We start from the raw sequence: 19,016 nt of genomic DNA, 5'->3' as shown, positions 1-19,016 counted from the left end.
TTCGCAAATTGTTCACAATGCGTACGTATGTCTGTTGTTGGATCACGTACCGTCACACGTACCGTCGCTGGGAGACACTTACGTAGGTAGACCCCTAATCTGGAATTGCGTCGAGAGCCCCTGCGCTAGCCAAGAGACGTTCGAAAGCATCACCAACTCCCGGTGCAGCGCCCCACACCGGCAGTCCTTCCCGTCCCGGCACACTGATACCTGGAGAATGCACGCTTGCACCGGCTTCCTCCGCGATGATCTGCCCAGCGGCGTAGTCCCACGGGTGAATACCGTGTTCAAAATAACAGTCCACACGACCTTCCCCGAGGGCACAAAGATCGAGGGCGGCCGAACCCATACGTCGAATATCACGCACGGTAGGCAATAGTTTGGTCAGAATTTCTGCCTGCTTCGTGCGTCGGGACGCTAGGTAGGCAAAGCCTGTTGCTAGAAGGCTCTGTTCTATCTCAGTCGCGCTGGATGCGGAAATCTGCGCAAATGCCTCATGCCCCACAGTTTCTCCAGGAGGAACCACCGCTTTCTGAGCCCCCTCGCCCCGCGCTGAGCGGTACACCTCGCCGGTAACAACATTAATCACTGCGCCTGCAACGATATCCTCATTTATCGCAGCGGCTATCGATACTGCATACTGCGGAATTCCGTAGATAAAGTTCACTGTTCCATCGATGGGATCGATAACCCAGGTGACCCCAGACTGCGAAGTAGAACGAGCCCCTTCTTCGCCGAGGAATCCATCTGCGGGCCTCAGCGCTCGAATTGAGTTTGTGATGAACTCCTCGGAGTGCTTATCAACTTCCGTAACAGGATCCACGTCGGAGCTCTTCGTGGTCGTCACGCGCTTCAAGTCACCTACCCCTGCGCGCTCCTTCCGGATTAAGGCGGCAGCTTTCAACGCCACGACAACCGCAATATCGCGCAGTTCATCGGGCGCGGGGAGCTTCGCTTCCTCTGCTTGTGCTTGTCCTCCATAAACCACAGTTTGATCCTCGATCTGTCCCATCATTGTCATCTCCTCTACATCGAAGGATGCCCCTCGTCGTGCCGTGTACGCATTCCTTCGGATGGCTACGGTAAACAGCAATCCATCGCTTTCTAGCGTAGCCACAATTCCTCGATACCCCCTTTTCTCCGCATCGGCAACGCTCAAGGACATCGTCCCTTTCTCGAAGTACTTTTCCGCCCCGCCCCAGGTAGTTTCCCTCGTTGTTTGACTGTGATTGCCCCTGCCTGGCAGCTAGTGAGGTGGCCGACTAACGTTGAGGAAATTGTTTGGCGACCAATTTTTCCGTTCTCCCGTATTGATTATTGAAGGTCATCAACTTTCCACAGCTACACACGCCAGAATCAACGGCCACCTCAGACCGGAAATTCTCACACTGTTACGGAGCGGAGGGGATTGACTCTCACCTCCCCTCTGTGCAGGCACACCGCAGAGGTTAGGATGAATGCATGACGCGAATCGGTTTTGGCATCGACGTTGGTGGCTCCGGAATCAAGGGGGCTGTGGTCGACTTAGACAAAGGAGACTTCGTCGGCGAGCGAATCAAAATCCTCACTCCACAGCCGGCGACCCCGGCTGCAGTTGCTGACACGGTCAAAGAGATCGTCACGCAGGCTAAGTGGGACGGCCCGGTCGGAATCACTATTCCCTCAGCAGTTAAGAATCAAACCGCCCTCATGGCTGCAAACATTGATAAGTCGTGGGTAAACACGGACGCCCATGCCTTATTCAGTCAAGCTCTCGGCACGGAGGACATCTATGTCCTCAATGATGCCGATGCCGCCGGCCTTGCGGAAGTAACGTATGGCGTCCCAGAGGCCAGTCACGGCCCTGTCATCCTCGTCACCCTCGGCACCGGAATTGGGACCGCTTTGCTCATCGACGGTACGTTGTACCCGAATACGGAGCTGGGACATCTGACTGTTGACGGGCACGAGGCAGAGAAGTACGCCTCGAGCGCCGTCCGGGAGAAAAAAGATCTCTCGTATAAGAAGTGGGCTAAACGAGTTTCCAAAGTCCTGAACGAATACGAACATCTCTTCTGGCCCTCTTTGTTCATCGTTGGAGGAGGGATCTCTAGGAAAGCAGATAAGTGGGTCCCCTACCTCACGTGCGAAACTCCCGTTGTCCCGGCGAAGTTGCGAAACAAAGCCGGCATTATTGGTGCAGCTCTCGCGGCTGAGAGGAAGCTGCGTCCGTAAAAACACGATGGGTGTGGAGCAGCGATAATCAATGCCACACCCATCAACTTCCTCAACCATTCACGGCTATATACACACTTCCCCCTAAAGAGAACAGACTATTGTGAGAAACTTCACACAGGTTAGGGGGAGGAAAAATCCCAATCTCGGAAAAGTTGACCTATACTGGGTGGTCGATCGTCGACGGTAGGGTCAGTTCTTGCCTTGCAAGCACCCGAACTACTATGTAGGCCGTAGACAGTCACTAGTATTTCCGCGAGAAATCTCCGGCGCAATTGGTGACGGACTCAATGTTGTAGTTGAAGCGAAAGGGCGTACGTGACAGCCACTGAATCTTCGGATAAAACCCAGAATGAGTCTCAGGAGGGAACCTCTGTGACTACATCCACTCCTGCGAAGAAGACGGCTAAAAAGGCTGCGCGCACCGCGAAGAAGACCGCTAAAAAAGCGGCTCCGCGGAAAGCCACCCGCACTGCACGCACAGCGAAGGCAACCAGCTCTCAAGCAGGCGCCTCCACGACTGCTGCCGCAAGCACCGACGCAGCCACTGACACACAGAAGGCTCCTGCGAAGAAAACTGCTAAGAAGACGGCCCGCAAGGCCACTCCCCGCAAGGCTACACAGTCTGTATCCACACCTACAGATAATGAGGCAGTAGACGCAGCGACTGCTGGCGAGGGCGCGGATTCGGCATCCGCTGCTGCTAAGAAGACAACGAAGAAGGCGGCAAAGAAGACCGCTAAGAAGACAGCGAAGAAAACCGCGAAGAAAACAACCCGCGCCGCTGCTCGCAAGGCAGCTTCCACGTCTGCCCCAACGGAGGAGACCAACGCTCCCGCCAATAGTGAGGGCACCGAGGACGAGGAAGCCACCCCGGCGACCAAGAAAACGACGAAAAAGACGGCTAAAAAGTCTACGAAGAAGACCACTAAAAAGTCAGCAAAGAAATCTGCAAAGAAGACGGCGAAGAAAACAACTCGTCGCTCGTCTAAGAAGACAGAAGAGGACGAGGACACCAAGGCCGCCGAGGACACTGAGAACGAGGAGCTCGACGAGGACACTGATGACGAGGCCCATCCGCTCGATACAGGGGCCGACGCTGATGTGGATGACGAAGACGAAGAAGAGCACTCTGTTTGGGATGAGGAAGAATCAGCTGCTCTCCGCCAGGCACGTAAAGATGCTGAGCTAACAGCGTCGGCCGACTCAGTCCGTGCGTACCTGAAGCAGATCGGCAAGGTAGCACTGCTCAACGCGGAGCAAGAGGTATCCCTTGCCAAGCGAATTGAGGCTGGACTCTACGCCACTCATCTTCTCAACCAATTCAAAGATCCAGAGTGGTTGGAGAGCCACGAGAAGCCGGCGAATTCCCAGAAGAAGGATCTTCGCACGGTCGCTCGCGATGGACGTAAAGCAAAGAACCACCTGCTTGAGGCAAACCTCCGACTGGTAGTGTCCCTCGCAAAGCGATACACCGGTCGCGGAATGGCCTTCCTCGACCTTATCCAGGAGGGTAACCTCGGCCTCATTCGTGCCGTCGAAAAGTTCGATTACACAAAGGGCTACAAATTCTCCACCTACGCGACGTGGTGGATTCGCCAGGCCATTACCCGCGCCATGGCAGACCAGGCGCGGACGATTCGTATCCCCGTGCACATGGTCGAAGTGATCAACAAGCTCGGACGTATCCAACGTGAGCTGCTGCAGGATTTGGGCCGCGAGCCCACCCCGCAGGAGCTGGCCAAGGAAATGGATATTACTGAGGAGAAGGTCCTCGAGATCCAGCAGTACGCTCGCGAGCCGATTTCCCTCGACCAGACTATCGGTGACGAAGGCGATAGCCAGCTGGGTGACTTCATTGAGGATTCCGAGGCCGTCGTCGCGGTGGACGCTGTGTCCTTCACACTGCTCCAGGATCAGCTCCAGGATGTCCTTAAGACTCTTTCGGAACGAGAAGCAGGCGTGGTCAAGCTGCGCTTCGGTTTGACCGACGGAATGCCGCGTACGCTCGACGAGATCGGTCAGGTGTATGGGGTTACCCGCGAACGCATACGCCAGATCGAATCCAAGACGATGTCCAAGCTACGTCACCCATCGCGGTCGCAGGTTCTCCGGGATTACCTCGAGTAACTTGAGATAACCACAGCACAGGGGCGGAAACCACAAGGAGGTTTCCGCCCCTTTTGCCGTGTTCTTTCTGCACTTGCTGTCACGGAGCCCCCATGACCCGCGCGCATCGGCGCTACCTATGAGCCTTGGGAAGAGCTCATCATCCACATTCTTTTCCCTGTGCAGCCGATGCAGGCAGTTTTCTAACAGCACTCAGTGCTACGCCGCAGTGATGTGCCGTAGTGCTGCGCCATGGTGATGCGCTGGCGTGCTGATAGTGGATAATGAGCAAGATTATTCTGAGCTACCGGATTTTTACCGTTGCGCTTTTCCCCTTTTTTCGGCTGAGAATTGGGCTAGACGGACGACACTCACGGCTAGTTCAAGACCGACCCTCAGCAAGATTATGTTCAAAAAAGCGCTTCCCGCAGCGGCGGCCGTGGCGATACTAATAATGATCAGCCCCTCAAGTAGCCCAACGCCCCCGGAGAACAGTGTCCCTAAAGCACCAATGACGACACAAAAGATAAACACCGCGGTAAGTGCAACCGCAGCGGTATAAATTACCTTGGCGAATTTCGGGGTGATGTATTGGGTGAAGGAAAAATCGAACAGCGCTACCGCGAAGTCACGCAAACCGCTACGTGAGCTGTTTCCATCATCCTGTGCGGTCGCATTCAGGCTGTGCGCAGCCAAAGAAGATTCTCTTTGATCCGAACTCAGTGAGGAGACCGGCTGAGAAAAATCGGATTGCGAGCCGACTACAGATGGCGAGGCTCCTTCGGAAGCCCAGGGCGAGTATTGCTGAGAGGTCGGCACAGTGCTCTGGAGACGTACGTCACGTTGCGGAGTGCTTATGCGATCCGTATCCTGCGTTGGTCCAGAGGTGTACGGAGAATACCGGATTGACGTGGGGCTTTGGGTGCTTTCGTCAACTGTTGATGCTCCTTCCCCATAGATACTCGCGGCTGCACGCTCATCGGCTTGCTTCGCGTGTGATGAATTCTGTTCTTTGCCACTAATTTCAGACACGGTCGTGTGTGATGTGACGTTGCTTGACGCGGCGTTACTTGACGCGGAATTCCTTGGTGCGGAATTACTTGACGCCGTCTCATTCCCCGCTGGATACGGGCTACCTGGAACATCAGTTTTCTTTATCTGGAGAGGGGATCTGTTCAGACATACATCCATTCCTATGCTTGTGAAATTGCGTTATCTGCCAGAGGCGCATCGTGCCGAAAGCGAGTTATTTCGCACAGCTTTTGCGCCCTTTTCCCTTCCAGGCTATCGCCAAAGGTGTTGGTTTGCCTTCAGCACTTGTGGTTCGCCACACATCCCGAAATTTTGCTTCGCTGACCTACATCGATCAGAAAACACTGCGCGGGCGGAGGGTATCGAACATGCGACAGCGTCGATAACACGTGCCTCGCAACTTCGGTTTCCAATCGGTGCCCAGGTTCGCGAACCGAATCCGATTAAAGGGGTCAGAGTGTCTTCTGTTTATCCGCCGCGAGTTGGACTTTCTGTGCTCATCTATTCGGCGGTTGCCTTTCAGCTAGACCGGTACCGGCGTGGCTAGACCGGTGCCGGCGCTGTCGGGTGCTACCAGCTACGGAGGTAATCGATGCGGGCCTGCAGCTGAGCGGCGGTGCACATCGATGTCGGAGGGCCACCACAGGCTTTCCGCACCGCCGTGTGAATCTGGGCATGCGGCTTTCCTTTACGGGCAGCGGCAATCTGCACGAGCGCGTTCAACTCCTTGCGCAGGCGCGGAATCTCCTGCGAAGCAACGCGGGATTTCGCGGCGGCGACACCACCAGTTGGCGAAGCGTTCCTGCGCTGCTCTGCCAGGCGCGCCTCCTCCTGCTTTCGTTCCTGCTCCCGTTTGTCCAGCTGCTCCTCCTGGCGCCGACGCAGGAGCGCGCGCATCTGGTCAGCGTCGAGAAGCCCGGGAAGGCCAAGGTAGTCGCGTTCCTCATCGGATCCGGTGAACGTGGGGGTGCCGTAAGTCGATCCGTCGTAGATCAGCGAATCGAGCTCCGCCTCCGCGGATACAGACTCGTAGCCTTTCTCCGCATCGGGCTCGTTCTTCTCCTTATTCGCCTCCTGGAGTGCCTCGTCATCCCAGCCGTCAGACGGACGGTGGGGCTTGCCCAAGACGTGGTCACGAGACTGCTCTAGCTTCGCTGCGAGGTCGAGGAGGACGGGCACAGAGGGAAGGAAGATCGAAGCGGTCTCCCCCGGCATGCGGGAACGCACGAAACGCCCAATCGCCTGGGCAAAAAACAGCGGTGTTGAGGCGGAGGTGGCGTAGACGCCGACCGCGAGACGCGGGACGTCCACGCCCTCACTGACCATGCGCACCGCCACCATCCACTCGTCCTGGTTGCCGGAAAAGTTCGCGATCTTTTCGCTCGCCTTGGAATCGTCGGAAAGCACAACAGTAACCGGAGACCGAGACAGGCATTCGAGAATCTTGGCGTACGCGCGGGCGGTTTCCTTGTTGGTCGCAATGACCAGACCGCCAGCATCGGGCATGTTTTGACGCAGCTGCTCCAGGCGCGTCTGCGCTGCCTGCAGCACGGCGGGGATCCAATCGCCCTTGGGGTCGAGAGCCGTCCGCCACGCGCGGGCGGTCTGCTCCGCGTTGAGAGGCTCGCCGAGGCGAGCCTCGTACTCTTCCCCCGCGCTGTCGCGCCATCGAGCCTGACCAGAGTAAGCAAGGAAGACAACCGGGCGCACAACACCGTCGGCAAGCGCGTCACCGTAACCGTAGGTGTGGTCCGATTGCGAGACGAGGTGCCCGTCGCCATCGGGACCGTAGCGGACGAATGGGATAGCCGCGTCATCGGACCGGAACGGAGTACCGGTAAGCGAGAGGCGCCGCTCAGCATCTGCGTAGGCCATGCGGATGCCCTCTCCCCAGCTCTTGGCGTCGCCACCGTGGTGAATCTCGTCGAGGATAACGAGAGACTTCTTCGCCTCAGCCACAGCGTGATGCTTGTAGGGGTGCATGGAGACCTGTGCATACGTCACACACACGCCTGTCATGGCAGGGTTCACACCGTCGGTGTTAGAAAAGTGCGCATCCAGACTGATCCCGAAACGCGCCGCCGACTGCGCCCACTGTGTTTTTAGGTGTTCGGTAGGCACAACGACAATCACTCTGTTCACGATCCTGCGTCTAAGAAGCTCGGACGCAACCGTTAGTGCAAAGGTCGTCTTTCCTGCGCCGGGGGTAGCCACGGCGAGGAAGTCTTTGGGGTTGTCTCGGAGGTAGGTATCCAGCGCACGCTTTTGCCAGTTACGTAGCCCCATACTCACCTTTTACGCAGGCTCTTGTAGATTCGTTCGCAATCGGGGCACACGGGGGATCCGGGTTTCGCCTGCTTCCGCACAGGGAAGGTCTCCCCGCAGAGAGCAACCACCATCTTGCCACTAATCGCGGAATCAACGATCTGATTCTTCTTTACGTAGTGGAAAAACCGTGGGGTGTCGTCTGACGTGGATGTATCCTCACGCACATCCGGGCGCTCAATCGTTTTCGTAGAAGTAGGCACGCCCCCTATCATGCCCCAGTTTCCCCGGAAATGCTCAATTGGGTTTAATCTTGTGGATATGACAGGCCCGTACCCAGGCGAGAATTCTTCGCGCCATGACCCCGGCGATGCTGAGGCATCTCGGTCGCATGACTCTGCGTCGTCTTCGCCTTTTTCTGGGCAGGACGATCGTGAGGAAACCACCACGGACACCACTGGTGTATTCTCCTCGCTCGTTATCGACGCTGACGAAGAGGAATCGCACGATGACACCAGTCAGGGTTCCCGCCTGCGCCACTGGTGGTCCGCTCATGCTCGGCGGTCGTCCTCCGTAGAGCTCATCACAGATCAGGAAAAACGCACCCCGTGGCAGAATCACGAGCATCGAAAGGTGCTCTACATGTGGCTGCAGGGAATGCGCATCCCCTTCCTCATTATGTCCGCCATTACCTACCTGGTTTGGCACAGCATTCTCCTGAGCTGGGTTTTGTTCCTCATCTCCATTCCGCTCCCCTGGATTAGCGTCGTCATCGCCAACGGCGTCGGCGAACCCCGCGACAAGCGTGAGCAAAACGTGTACAAGCCCGAGCGGTTCCGCGCCGAGCAGGCCCACTCCGCATACGCTGCGCTCCACGCCCCCATTCCTGCAGATGGAGGCCAGCAATCACCTCCTGCCTTGGAGCCCGGTAGCACCCGGCGCGAAGACATGCCCCCCACGCACTGAGGATCCTTCGTCTCCCTCCTGATCTGGTTACCTCCCCCTCCCTGTCTTTTGCTTGTCGACGCTCGGGGCTCCCGCTGCGCTTTTTCGCCCACGTTTTCCTCGAGTTGTGGTTTTCGGGCATGAGGTTACCTGAAACGGAGCCCTCGCGTGAACACACGAACTGATATGTAGATAATGGAACGCATGAGACGAACGCAGCCACAGCGAGGCGGACAAGACCACACCACATCTCCACGTGAGGCGTTGGGCCTCGATCTCGCTCGTGTGTTTACGGCGTGTGGTTTTACGCCGGAGGGACTGACACAGCACCTTGGCACCGATGTCATGGGGTGTATCACTCGCGGGGAGCCTGCTCCCGTGGAAGTGGCAACCGCCGGGGGAAGAGCTATCGACCACATTGTTCGGGCGGCGATTCTCCACCTCCCAACTGACCTGGGCGCAGCACTCGGATCAGACGTGCTCAACCGTTGTATCCAGGCAGGACTCGTAGTACAAACCACCGGGTCCTCGGACGGATCTCATCTCCATATGTTCACGTGCGATATTCGTCCACACACGATTGATGGGGCGACGCACTGGGTGTATTCAGATCCGGATCCGTCGATGCACATCCGCACTCTCGCCGACGATCACGTCATGGGGCTCGGCGCTGCGTCCCGCCTCATGCTTGACGTGATTCCTACCACCCCAGTCGCGCGTGTGCTCGACCTGGGCACTGGAGCCGGAACTCTGTTACTGTCACAGGTCGGGCATGCCCGGGAACTATGGGGAACGGATATTTCCCAACGAGCTCTTGACCTCGCTGAGCTCACCCTCGCGGGGGCAGGCGCGCACCTTGTCAAGGGTTCCTGGTTCGAGCCCATTGAGAACGAGCGATTCGATCGCATCATCGCCAACCCGCCCTTTGTCATCGCACCGCCTGGAGCCGCGAAGACCTACCGACAGTCCACCTTCGAATTGGATGGTGCCACGCGCTTCGTTGTGAAATCGGTGCGCGACTATCTCACAGAAGGGGGCACGGCACATATCCTCGGCGCGTGGGCACTGCATGACGGGGAACCGTGGGAACACCATGTCGGCTCCTTCGTGCCCGATAACGGGGTGTGTTGTTGGGCAATCCAGCGCGATGAGGTGTCTCCGGCCGCGTATACAGCTATGTTCCTGCGCGACGAGGGAATCGATCCGCGCTCGGATGAGGGCCGGAGCACGACGCACACGTGGCTTTCCTACTTCGCAGAAAATGGAATCACGCGCATCGGACTGGGAATGATCCACCTCAGTGCGCTCTCCGCTGCTCAGCCGAGTGAGGTTCTTGCAGAGGAGATTCTCACCCCACTGGCGCCGAAGACGGGGCCGGAGGTTGCGGAGTTCTTTACGCGAGCCCAGTGGCTCCGTGAGCAGTCGCCAGAATCCATGCTGGAGCATACGTACCTCGTCCGACCGACAGTGGCTAAGGAGGATGTGTCCCTCCCCGATACGGAAGCCGGGTCGGGGTGGAGGAAAGCCGCACTGAGACTGACCCGCACCGATGGGTTTTCCTACACGCACGAAATTGACGATGATTTCGCCACCCTCATAGCTGGTTTACACCCTCAAGGTCTCGCTTTGGGGGAGGTCTGTGGTCTGTTCGCGATGGCTCACGGCCTGGACGAGAAGAAGCTTCAGCAACAGGTCATCCCGCTTGTCGTTGCTCTTGTCCAGCACGGCATGGTCTTACCGGCTGACCTCGTGTCGCCGCAGTTTTTCCAATAAGCCAGATGAGCATCTGTCAGCCCTATCTATGTCGCCCGACTCCTCCGCGCGCGGTTCTCCTTCCCCGCTCATCCCGCTTTAACGCTGTAGCACTCGCGCACGGTGAGGTGCACCACTACTGGGCTAGGCGGTAAGGGCGGATACCGAAAGAACACACCAGGGGCTGTGTACCCCTTCCTGCCCTTTGACATGAAGCCACCAGCCAGCCCACTCCTGGCACGCACTTTAGATACAATTCTCACAACGATCGAAAAAGGAGGAAGCGACAGCATGCGCGCTGTACTAACACGAGTGACGGAGGCCTCGGTGACCGTGGACGGAACCGTGGTGGGAGCAATCGATTGCCCGGAGACTGGAGGTATCTTGGCTCTCGTCGGCGTTGGACGGGATGATTCTGGCACGGCGTGGGAGACGATGGCTCGCAAGATTGCCGAGCTTCGTATCCTCGACGGCGAGTTATCAGTCACGGATGCCCACGCTCCAGTTCTGCTCGTCAGCCAGTTCACCCTGATGGGAAAGACGGCCAAGGGTCGCCGCCCGTCGTGGTCAGATGCTGCTCCCGGTCCGGATGCAGAGCCTGTCATTGACAAAATCGCAGCGGATCTCCGAAAGCGCGGTCTCACAGTCGAGACCGGTCAGTTCGGGGCGATGATGCAGGTTTCGTCGGTCAACGATGGTCCTTTTACTGTCCTGGTCGAGTGCTAAACATCTCTCCACACAGCCCATCGGCAGTCCCTGCGGATGGGCAGTTCCCCGTGGCAGGTTCCCTGCCACATTGACTACTTAGATGCATGACAGACCACGCACGCCACTCCCCCTGGTCAAGTAGACGGTTGACCACCGACAGAGTTCGTACTGTGTTATCCCCTCCCACGAAACCGTTGACCGGAACGCTTACCCCGGCATCCGGACGGTTCACCGGACCAACCACAGTACTCCTTCCCGTGCCGCTGGAACGCACCTAACAACGGAGCAAATGGGCCGTGACCTCCCCTTTTTCATCGCCCCTCTGCCATTACCATGATCCCGACCCACCCCCATTTAGGGGTGTTCCAACGGTCGGCGGAACCTTCACGGATGAAAAGCCGTTGAACCTTTTAGAAAGTTAACGACGATCGGTTGGAGGTTGCCCAGTGACAACACAAGTCAAGCAGGAAGACAACAAGGTCGATCCGCGAAATCGACGCCACCAAACCAACGATAACCCAGCCGCAGACCTCGTCCGCGTCTATTTAAACGGAATCGGCAAGACCCCGCTTCTTTCCGCTGAGGAAGAAGTGGAATTAGCAAAGACAGTAGAGGTCGGATTATACGCCCGCCATCTCCTTAACGATCCGGAATATAAGCCCACCCGCGCTATGAAGCGGGATTTAAAGGAACTCGCGCGCGAGGGAGACAAGGCGCGAAACCATATGCTCGAGGCAAACCTGCGCCTCGTTGTCAGCTTGGCCAAGCGCTACTCAGGCCGCGGGATGCCACTTTTGGACCTCATACAGGAGGGAAACCTGGGGCTTATCCGCGCAATGGAGAAATTTGACTACGCCAAGGGGTTTAAGTTCTCCACGTATGCCACGTGGTGGATCCGCCAGGCGATCACCCGCGGAATGGCTGATCAGTCCCGTACTATTAGGCTTCCCGTTCACCTTGTCGAGCAGGTTAACAAGCTTTCCCGTATCAAACGCGAGATGTACCAGCAGTTCGGACGCGAGGTGACCAACGAAGAGCTAGCCGAAGAATCAGGCATCGACGAGAACAAGATCGAGATGTTGTTCCGCCAGTCTCGTGACCCCGTCAGCCTCGACATGCCCGTTGGCGCAGACGAGGAGGCCCCTCTGGGTGATTTCATTGAGGACTCCGAGGCAACCGATGCCGAGGAAGCTGTTGTCGTCTCGCTGCGCCACTCCGACATCCGCGCGGTAATTGATACCCTCGAGGGCCGTGAACAGGATGTTATCCGCATGCGCTACGGACTCGACGATGGTGTCCCTCGCACACTCGACCAGATCGGACGCCGCTACGGCCTATCCCGCGAGCGAGTCCGCCAAATCGAGCGCGAAGTCATGGCTAAACTCCGCGAAGGATCGCGGGCGGAAAAGCTCCGCGCCTACGCCGTCTAAAAACACTCCCAACATGGGGATCATCGCCCGCCTGCTGGCGGGCTTCTTTAACTAAAAAAAGAAGTCAAAAAGGAAAGTCAACAGTAGAGGCACGGGGCATCCACGACGGCGAGGGCCGCTGCCTCCCAGTCGCGAACACGATTCTAATTATCTGGCACTAATCTGAGCCCGCGGTCCTTTTTCTTGCAAAATAGTGTCTTACCCCCAAATTCGTGAAATTTTGTAAAACTGCTACCGCGAAACTCGGCAGACGTTTAAGTTTTCTCCCATGGATATTCGTACGTCGACTCCAACCCGAGCCCAGCGGTTGGATCGACTCCCTTTTACAGGCAAGCATAAGAAACTACTCTTCGGCTCCGGCCTCGGTTGGGCCCTCGATGCCATGGACGTGGGACTGGTCTCCTTCGTCATCGCCTCTCTCGCGGTGGACTGGCATCTGGATAAGACGGTGACATCGTGGATCGCCTCCGTCGGGTTTATCGGCATGGCGATTGGAGCCACCTTCGGTGGCCTGCTCGCTGATCGATACGGCCGACGAAGCATCTTCTCTGTCACCCTTCTCGTCTATGGCCTGGCAACAGGCGCCTCCGCGCTTGCCACGTCGGTGACGATGCTGCTTATCTTCCGTTTCCTCACGGGAATGGGCCTGGGCGCCGAGCTTCCGGTCACATCTACCCTGGTAAGCGAATTCTCCCCGCAGCATGTGCGTGGCAGGATTGTGGTTCTCCTCGAGGCATTTTGGGCCGTCGGATGGATCGCAGCAGCCGTCATCGGCACATTTGTTGTCGCTCATCACGACAGCGGCTGGCGCTGGGGCCTCGCTGTGGGCGCGATGCCCGCGCTTTATGCTCTCTACGTTCGCGCCAAAATCCCGGAATCGGTGCGTTACCTCGAGCTGAAGGGGAAAGATGCAGAAGCAGAGGCAGTAGTTACTAGCTTCGAAGATGCAGCACGCTCCGAGGGCTATGAACCCGCCGCACTGTCAGAGCCCCCGCAGGAGGATCTCCCCGCCACCTCCGCCACCCACAGCATCTGGTCTTTCGCTTTGCGACGCCGCACCGCTGCACTGTGGTGCGTTTGGTTCTGCGTCTCACTCTCCTACTATGGAGCATTCACGTGGATCCCCTCGCTGCTTATGGATCAAGGTTTCACCCTTGTCCGCTCGTTTAGTTTCACTCTGATCATCACTCTTGCCCAGCTCCCCGGTTACGCAGCCGCAGCCTGGCTCATTGAGGTCTGGGGCCGTCGAAGCACCCTGTCGGTATTCCTCGCCGGCTCAGCTGTCGCCGCCGTATTCTTCGGCCTAGCGACCACCAGCTGGACCATTATTCTCGCCGGATGCCTGCTTTCCTTCTTCAACCTCGGCGCGTGGGGCGCGCTCTACGCCATCGGACCGGAGCTCTACCCCACATCTGTGCGCGGGCGTGGAACGGGTTCCGCCGCAGGTTTCGGGCGCATCGGCTCAATTTTGGCTCCGCTGACCGTGCCGCCCCTTCTCGCGCTAGGTGGGCATATCACTGTTTTCGGTGTCTTCGGCGTCGCCTTTGCTCTAGCCGCTGCAGCAGCGTTCACCCTTCCCGAGCAAAAGGGCATCGCTCTTTCGTAAAAAACTCATTACCCGTCCAGACATGGAGCCCCCGGTTTTGACCGCAGGGGCCCCACCATGAGTAAACATGACCGCAGACTTATGCCGCAGATTCGAAAGAATCCCCGGCATAATCATTCGGCGATGCGCCCACATCCACAGGGGCTCTCCCCAATCATTGGGCGGTGACGGACAAAACTGAGAGACAGGCGCACTGGCAGAAAGAGTGCCCTGTAGCTACTCACTACCCTTGCCCGTGTGACCCCTGAGAATGAAGAAGAGCCTCCGCACTGATGTCGCGTATGCGCGAACGTCCCGCCCCGCGCGGACAACTCGTGCAAACCTCCCCACTTTTCACTTCGGGATTTATCAGTCCCTCCTCCCCCAGTTCGCGGTAGACTGTGGGTCACCAAGCCATGTGCTGGGCAGCGTACACAAACCCCGTTATTTATTGGTAAAATATTAACAAAACGACCGGACTGAAAGGCGCATTCCGTGAAGGAACTTGTCGATACAACGGAAATGTATCTGCGGACTATCTTCGAGCTCGAAGAGGAGGGTGTTCCCCCGCTTCGTGCTCGTATCGTGGAACGTCTCGAACAGTCTGGCCCCACTGTTAGCCAGACGGTTGCCCGCATGGAGCGCGATGGCCTCCTCGTCGTGGAGGCGAATCGACGCCTCACATTGACTGAGGAGGGCCGCGAGCGAGCTACAGCTGTCATGCGCAAACACCGCCTTGCGGAGCGCCTTTTGTCCGAAGTTATTGGGCTGGACATTAACAAGGTTCATGACGAAGCGTGTCGTTGGGAACATGTAATGAGCGATGATGTCGAAAACCTCCTGACTACTGTGCTCTCCACAACAAAGGTGTCCCCCTTTGGTAACCCCATCCCTGGTCTAGACGAACTCGATGCCCACGCGGACACTGAAAAACCCGCCAAACTGGGAACCCGTATCGTGGATCTCCCTCCAGAGGAAGAGGTCAACGGTACGCTTGCTCAGTTACACGAGATTGTCCAGATAAATGAGGGTGTTTTCCGCAATTTCTGCGAGGCTGGCCTTCGGCCAGGAAGCCCGCTTACCGCAATCAATCATGGAGCATGGGGCGAAATCATCGCTAACGGGTCCAGCTTTTCCCTCCCCGAGGACATAGTTCACGCGGTGAGGATATACCCAGCAGAAGACTAAACCCCAGTGTCTCACTTCTGAGGTGCCGCCAACAAACCCCCGGCACCTCTTTTCGTATCCCCTACGCTTGATCACGCCTGCTGTCAGGGCCGTAATCGCTGGGCATCTTCTCCGCTTTTACCACCGGAGAACCCGATAACTCTCAGGACTACGGGCAACGCCCATGGACACAGATGCTCGCGTGGTCTGGGGATATCTTCTTTCTTGTTTCTATACGCGAATCAGAAATGTGGGCGAACGCGCGATCCACGATAGACGATCACGTCTATCTGCGGGGAAACCCTGTACGAGTACTGCCCGTTGTAGACTAGTATGCGTTGTTCCGGTGCACCAGTACCTGCCGGTTCCTACTCCGCTGTCGCAGTCGACAGTCACGGAGCCCTCAGTTAGACGCAGAGTACAACGGTGTCCTTCACCACCACGAAAAAGGTAGGTTTTTACAGATGAAACTCGTTGTCACGGGAGGCGCAGGCTACGTCGGTAGTGTGTGCACAGCAGTCCTTATTGAAGCAGGCCACGATGTCACCATCGTAGACAACTTCTCTACTGGTAACCGCGATGCCGTCCATCCCGATGCTCATCTTGTTGAAGGCGACGTACGAGATGTCATCGATGATGTCCTCTCCGCCGATTCCTACGACGGCGTGCTCCATTTCGCCGCCCGGTCCCTCGTTGGTGAATCTGTGGAAAAGCCGGCCGAATACTGGAACCACAACATGGTCACGACGCTCACACTGCTTGACGCGATGGTCGCACACGATGTTTCCAGCCTCGTCTTTTCTTCAACCGCCGCCACGTACGGCGAGCCGGAAACAGTCCCGATCACAGAGGATTTCCCCACACCGCCAACGAACCCATACGGGGCCACGAAGCTGGCCATCGACTACGCAATTTCCTCCTACTGCACTGCCTATGGGCTGGCCGCAACGAGTCTCCGCTACTTCAACGTTGCAGGTGCCTACGGTTCCATCGGCGAGAATCGTGAGATTGAAACCCACCTGATCCCGCTGATCCTGCAGGTTCCCCTCGGAGCCCGCAAGGATATCAAGATTTTCGGTGATAACTGGCCGACAAAGGACGGTACCTGCGTCCGCGATTACATTCACATCCGCGATCTCGCTGATGCCCATGTCCTTGCTCTAACGTCAAACCAGCCGTCCACACACCGGATTTATAACCTCGGCTCTGGCGACGGGTACTCAGTCAAGGAGGTTATTGAGGCGTGCCGGGAAGTCACCGGGCACCCTATTCCCGCCGAAGTCGCTCCCCGGCGCGCAGGTGACCCCGCTGTACTTGTCGCTAGCTCGGAAAAGATCAAGCAGGAACTGGGCTGGAACCCGACCCGCACTACCCTGCACAACATTGTGCAGGATGCCTGGGAGTTCACCAAGAACGCAGACATGCATTTCCTCCGTAAGTAGGCAACCCTGCGCCTAACCTTTGCGTGCGCACCCGCGGTGGATCCATCTCGGAAGGTGTGCCCAAGTCACGCAGCGCGCTCATATCCGGATCGCTTTTCCCGTCCGAAGAACGGGTGCAGTACGACGACCTTTGCCACACATGCGTGATAGCGACGGTTGGAGCGACCGAGGGGGACAGGACCGTTCCAGCCACTGACTGCTGCGGGATCTGGCATAGCCATCTCTTAAACCACGTCAAGGCACGCCAAGGGCCTGCGCTAGGTAACAGGCGCAGGCCCTTGGTCTTTCCTTTTCTTTTATCCCGCTCGTATTTCTCCTTTCTCTCCCCGATCCCATTCCCCCGAGGTGTGCACTGTTTTCGTGGAACGCCGCCCCCGAAGCGTTCCACGAGAGTATCTACCAATTCCCCCACGGGCTCCTCCCCTACCCGCCGACGTCGGGGTAGGAATGCCCCCGATGAACTCCCCCACGTTCCCCGATTTGCACCATCCCTACCTCACACCTCCGATTACGTTGTCCTCCGAATCCATTCGATGCCTGGGCACCCCCTCCGGCATCTATCCCCCTGCAGAGGTACGCGACTTCTTCATGTTTTGGTAGATACACTATGCATTTTTCTATTTGAGTACACGCACCTGGCTACGTTAGCCGTCACAGATGTGCTCGTGATTCACAAACGTGCTGCCAGAGATGTATTATTGGCATCGAACTTTTTCATCGTGACAACACCGCAACCAACGTGGCAGGCGATCGGATCCGTGTCATGCTTATCGATTCCCCCTTGTCATACTCCCCTTTTTTCCTTTCCTATCCCCAGATATCCCCCGCAGTCCCCGTCCCCGCTTGGTCTTCCCCACGACCTTTCACTTTTGTTGGTTCCCGATGTGCAAGGAGACAGCGTCCGTGCGGAGACTAGCTTGCTTTTCTGGCCTTGCCATCCGCACACGTGTCGACGGCAACGTCCGTGTCATTTCCCACGCACTCGGTTGACTCTGTACCCCCGTTTTCAGAGCGGACGCTCTCATCGTCCTTCACGGGAGGGTGTTCACCACCGATGGCGCTCTCTCCATAGAGGGTGTACGGAAATTCCTCAAAGTCATCGTCCTCGTCCTCATCGTCATAGTCGTCATCGTCGTCGATGCCATCGATATCGGACAGCAGTTCGTGGGTTCCTTCGAGGCAGGCTTCCAGGAGCTCACTATGAATCCCATGCATGCACGCTTGGCCGATGCACTGCGCCAGTACATGCTGCGGGTCTTCCTTCAGGATTACCTCGACTGCGGCGAAGTTATGGGTCATTGCATCTGCCGCGATGCTTGCAAGCACGTAAACGCACAGCGCGTTGTGCCTTGCGAATCCTGTCGCGGTTTTTGCCACCGCGAGGCACAACATGCGCGCGTCCTCAGCTCGCTCGATAGCAATGTCCAGGATGAGATCGCGTGTGAGTTTGTCGCTCATCAGCGTAATCATCGAAAGAAGAGCATCCTTCTCTTTCAATAGAGCGGTTTCCGACTCCGCGTCACGTGCAGCATCGAGACAGTCAACAAACAGGTTGCGAACCTCATACGAGCTTCCGCCCAAGCGAATGTCGCCTACAAGCGTACGTGCTTTCTGCGTCAACTTCTTTTGCTTCGACGAGGAAAGCGTCACATACGGGTTCCCATGGGCGAAACGAGCAAGGACATCGGACCGGGTGAGCTCTGGAAGATTCCCCTCGCCCACCATCTGCTTTGTCGAGACTGCAGTCGCCACATCACAGATTGTTCCGTGCTCCCAGACACCGGTATCGGGGATGACACTTGTGCCATCCTCGCCTGTCAGGGTGCCGGCGAGGAAGTACGGAGTTCCTGTCGCGATCTCCTCTGTTACCCAGATTGCAGCCAGAGGGAAGTTTGTTTCACCTGCCTTTTGGACGATCTCATCCAAGGTCTCATCAATGATGAAAGGATCGGTCTTTTTGGCGATAACCAACGCCCAAACGGAATCTGGTTTGTGCTGTGCGATGATGTCACAAGCGTGGTCAATCGAGCGCCAATCTGTGATGTCGGCGCGGGATGCAAAATCGAGGGACAGACGGACTTTCGTGCCTGCTGTCGTTGCTGTGAAGTTGAGAAAAACCACGGACTCCTCAGGAAAGAATCCCAGGAGACCGGGAATATTTGCGAAAATTTGGGCTGGTGTGCCGAGAACATTTTTTGTCATGACTTCACTATCCCTAAACCTCCGCGACTGCACCATGCCACCAGCAGCGCCTTTTCAAACATATCAATAATCCCTTATGCAGGGCCGAGGCCTAGCTTGTGGAAAACTGCGAAACGTACATACACGCCACCAGGAGAGATTGCTCCCCTCCTCGTCTGATAGGTT

15 protein-coding genes are annotated in these 19,016 nt (G+C 57.2%); 9 read left to right on the top strand and 6 right to left on the bottom strand.

Going from position 1 to position 19,016, the window contains the following annotated elements; translation table 11 throughout:
- Nucleotides 1–94 precede the first annotated feature (94 nt).
- Complete coding sequence (locus HMPREF3044_RS04035; RefSeq protein WP_005389827.1) at nt 95–1,165, bottom strand: inositol monophosphatase family protein; 1,071 nt, start codon at nt 1,163–1,165, stop codon at nt 95–97.
- Between the two features lie 296 nt (nt 1,166–1,461).
- Between HMPREF3044_RS04035 and ppgK the strand changes: the two genes are divergently transcribed.
- Together ppgK and HMPREF3044_RS04025 are read left to right on the top strand one after the other, a co-directional pair.
- The gene (gene ppgK, locus HMPREF3044_RS04030; RefSeq protein ID WP_005389825.1) at nt 1,462–2,214 is read left to right on the top strand and encodes a polyphosphate--glucose phosphotransferase; all 753 of its coding nucleotides are present in this window, start codon (nt 1,462–1,464) and stop codon (nt 2,212–2,214) included.
- Between the two features lie 318 nt (nt 2,215–2,532).
- Entirely contained in the window at nt 2,533–4,344 is a 1,812-nt protein-coding gene (locus HMPREF3044_RS04025; RefSeq protein ID WP_070739506.1) for an RNA polymerase sigma factor, read from the top strand.
- 294 nt (nt 4,345–4,638) lie between these two features.
- Here HMPREF3044_RS04025 and HMPREF3044_RS13065 read toward each other — a convergent pair whose 3' ends face one another.
- The 3 genes from HMPREF3044_RS13065 to HMPREF3044_RS04010 all read right to left on the bottom strand — a co-directional run bounded on the left by HMPREF3044_RS13065 (nt 4,639) and on the right by HMPREF3044_RS04010 (nt 7,895).
- Nucleotides 4,639–5,355: a DUF4282 domain-containing protein gene (locus HMPREF3044_RS13065; protein WP_210400519.1), complete on the bottom strand. Its 717-nt coding sequence runs from the start codon at nt 5,353–5,355 to the stop codon at nt 4,639–4,641.
- A gap of 570 nt (nt 5,356–5,925) precedes the next feature.
- Nucleotides 5,926–7,641: a DEAD/DEAH box helicase gene (locus tag HMPREF3044_RS04015; RefSeq protein WP_005389818.1), complete on the bottom strand. Its 1,716-nt coding sequence runs from the start codon at nt 7,639–7,641 to the stop codon at nt 5,926–5,928.
- 2 nt (nt 7,642–7,643) lie between these two features.
- Nucleotides 7,644–7,895, bottom strand: a complete 252-nt coding sequence (locus HMPREF3044_RS04010; RefSeq protein WP_005389816.1) for a DUF3039 domain-containing protein — start codon at nt 7,893–7,895, stop codon at nt 7,644–7,646.
- Between the two features lie 46 nt (nt 7,896–7,941).
- Here HMPREF3044_RS04010 and HMPREF3044_RS04005 point away from each other — a divergent pair, with 46 nt between their 5' ends.
- The 7 genes from HMPREF3044_RS04005 (at nt 7,942) to galE (ending at nt 16,649) form a co-directional block, all read left to right on the top strand.
- On the top strand, nt 7,942–8,586 hold the full coding sequence (locus tag HMPREF3044_RS04005; RefSeq protein WP_231286047.1) for a DUF3099 domain-containing protein: 645 nt from the start codon (nt 7,942–7,944) through the stop codon (nt 8,584–8,586).
- A 183-nt stretch (nt 8,587–8,769) separates the two neighbouring features.
- Nucleotides 8,770–10,338, top strand: coding sequence for a DUF7782 domain-containing protein (locus HMPREF3044_RS04000; protein WP_231286046.1), 1,569 nt, complete (start codon nt 8,770–8,772; stop codon nt 10,336–10,338).
- Nucleotides 10,339–10,608: 270 nt separating this feature from the next.
- Nucleotides 10,609–11,043 (top strand): D-aminoacyl-tRNA deacylase, encoded by a 435-nt coding sequence (gene dtd / locus HMPREF3044_RS03995; RefSeq protein ID WP_034989063.1) that lies wholly within the window; start codon nt 10,609–10,611, stop codon nt 11,041–11,043.
- 428 nt (nt 11,044–11,471) lie between these two features.
- On the top strand, nt 11,472–12,455 hold the full coding sequence (locus tag HMPREF3044_RS03990) for a sigma-70 family RNA polymerase sigma factor (RefSeq protein WP_005389805.1): 984 nt from the start codon (nt 11,472–11,474) through the stop codon (nt 12,453–12,455).
- Between the two features lie 268 nt (nt 12,456–12,723).
- Nucleotides 12,724–14,061: an MFS transporter gene (locus HMPREF3044_RS03985; protein WP_005394148.1), complete on the top strand. Its 1,338-nt coding sequence runs from the start codon at nt 12,724–12,726 to the stop codon at nt 14,059–14,061.
- Between the two features lie 474 nt (nt 14,062–14,535).
- The gene (locus HMPREF3044_RS03980; RefSeq protein ID WP_005389803.1) at nt 14,536–15,228 is read left to right on the top strand and encodes a metal-dependent transcriptional regulator; all 693 of its coding nucleotides are present in this window, start codon (nt 14,536–14,538) and stop codon (nt 15,226–15,228) included.
- A 443-nt stretch (nt 15,229–15,671) separates the two neighbouring features.
- The gene (gene galE / locus HMPREF3044_RS03975; protein WP_034989019.1) at nt 15,672–16,649 is read left to right on the top strand and encodes a UDP-glucose 4-epimerase GalE; all 978 of its coding nucleotides are present in this window, start codon (nt 15,672–15,674) and stop codon (nt 16,647–16,649) included.
- 65 nt (nt 16,650–16,714) lie between these two features.
- On the opposite strand, the gene HMPREF3044_RS13060 is transcribed toward galE, so the two are convergent.
- Both HMPREF3044_RS13060 and HMPREF3044_RS03970 read right to left on the bottom strand, forming a co-directional pair.
- Nucleotides 16,715–16,870, bottom strand: coding sequence for a hypothetical protein (locus tag HMPREF3044_RS13060; RefSeq protein WP_159447581.1), 156 nt, complete (start codon nt 16,868–16,870; stop codon nt 16,715–16,717).
- 691 nt (nt 16,871–17,561) lie between these two features.
- Entirely contained in the window at nt 17,562–18,851 is a 1,290-nt protein-coding gene (locus tag HMPREF3044_RS03970) for a DUF4192 domain-containing protein (RefSeq protein WP_246820875.1), read from the bottom strand.
- Nucleotides 18,852–19,016: the final 165 nt, after the last annotated feature.

Origin of the sequence: Corynebacterium sp. HMSC073D01 (assembly GCF_001815555.1) — a bacterium.
Lineage (GTDB): Bacteria > Actinomycetota > Actinomycetes > Mycobacteriales > Mycobacteriaceae > Corynebacterium > Corynebacterium glucuronolyticum.
The sequence above is the reverse complement of the archived record's forward strand: the minus strand, read 5'-3'. Positions and strand labels throughout refer to the sequence as shown.

Coding starts and splice junctions, on each gene's coding strand:
- HMPREF3044_RS04035 (WP_005389827.1), bottom strand. CDS start 1,165: ATGTCCTTGAGCGTTGCCGATGCGGAGAAAAGGGGGTATCGAGGAATT.
- ppgK (WP_005389825.1), top strand. CDS start 1,462: ATGACGCGAATCGGTTTTGGCATCGACGTTGGTGGCTCCGGAATCAAG.
- HMPREF3044_RS04015 (WP_005389818.1), bottom strand. CDS start 7,641: ATGGGGCTACGTAACTGGCAAAAGCGTGCGCTGGATACCTACCTCCGA.
- HMPREF3044_RS04010 (WP_005389816.1), bottom strand. CDS start 7,895: ATGATAGGGGGCGTGCCTACTTCTACGAAAACGATTGAGCGCCCGGAT.
- HMPREF3044_RS04005 (WP_231286047.1), top strand. CDS start 7,942: ATGACAGGCCCGTACCCAGGCGAGAATTCTTCGCGCCATGACCCCGGC.
- HMPREF3044_RS04000 (WP_231286046.1), top strand. CDS start 8,770: ATGAGACGAACGCAGCCACAGCGAGGCGGACAAGACCACACCACATCT.
- dtd (WP_034989063.1), top strand. CDS start 10,609: ATGCGCGCTGTACTAACACGAGTGACGGAGGCCTCGGTGACCGTGGAC.
- HMPREF3044_RS03985 (WP_005394148.1), top strand. CDS start 12,724: ATGGATATTCGTACGTCGACTCCAACCCGAGCCCAGCGGTTGGATCGA.
- galE (WP_034989019.1), top strand. CDS start 15,672: ATGAAACTCGTTGTCACGGGAGGCGCAGGCTACGTCGGTAGTGTGTGC.
- HMPREF3044_RS13060 (WP_159447581.1), bottom strand. CDS start 16,870: ATGGCTATGCCAGATCCCGCAGCAGTCAGTGGCTGGAACGGTCCTGTC.
- HMPREF3044_RS03970 (WP_246820875.1), bottom strand. CDS start 18,851: ATGACAAAAAATGTTCTCGGCACACCAGCCCAAATTTTCGCAAATATT.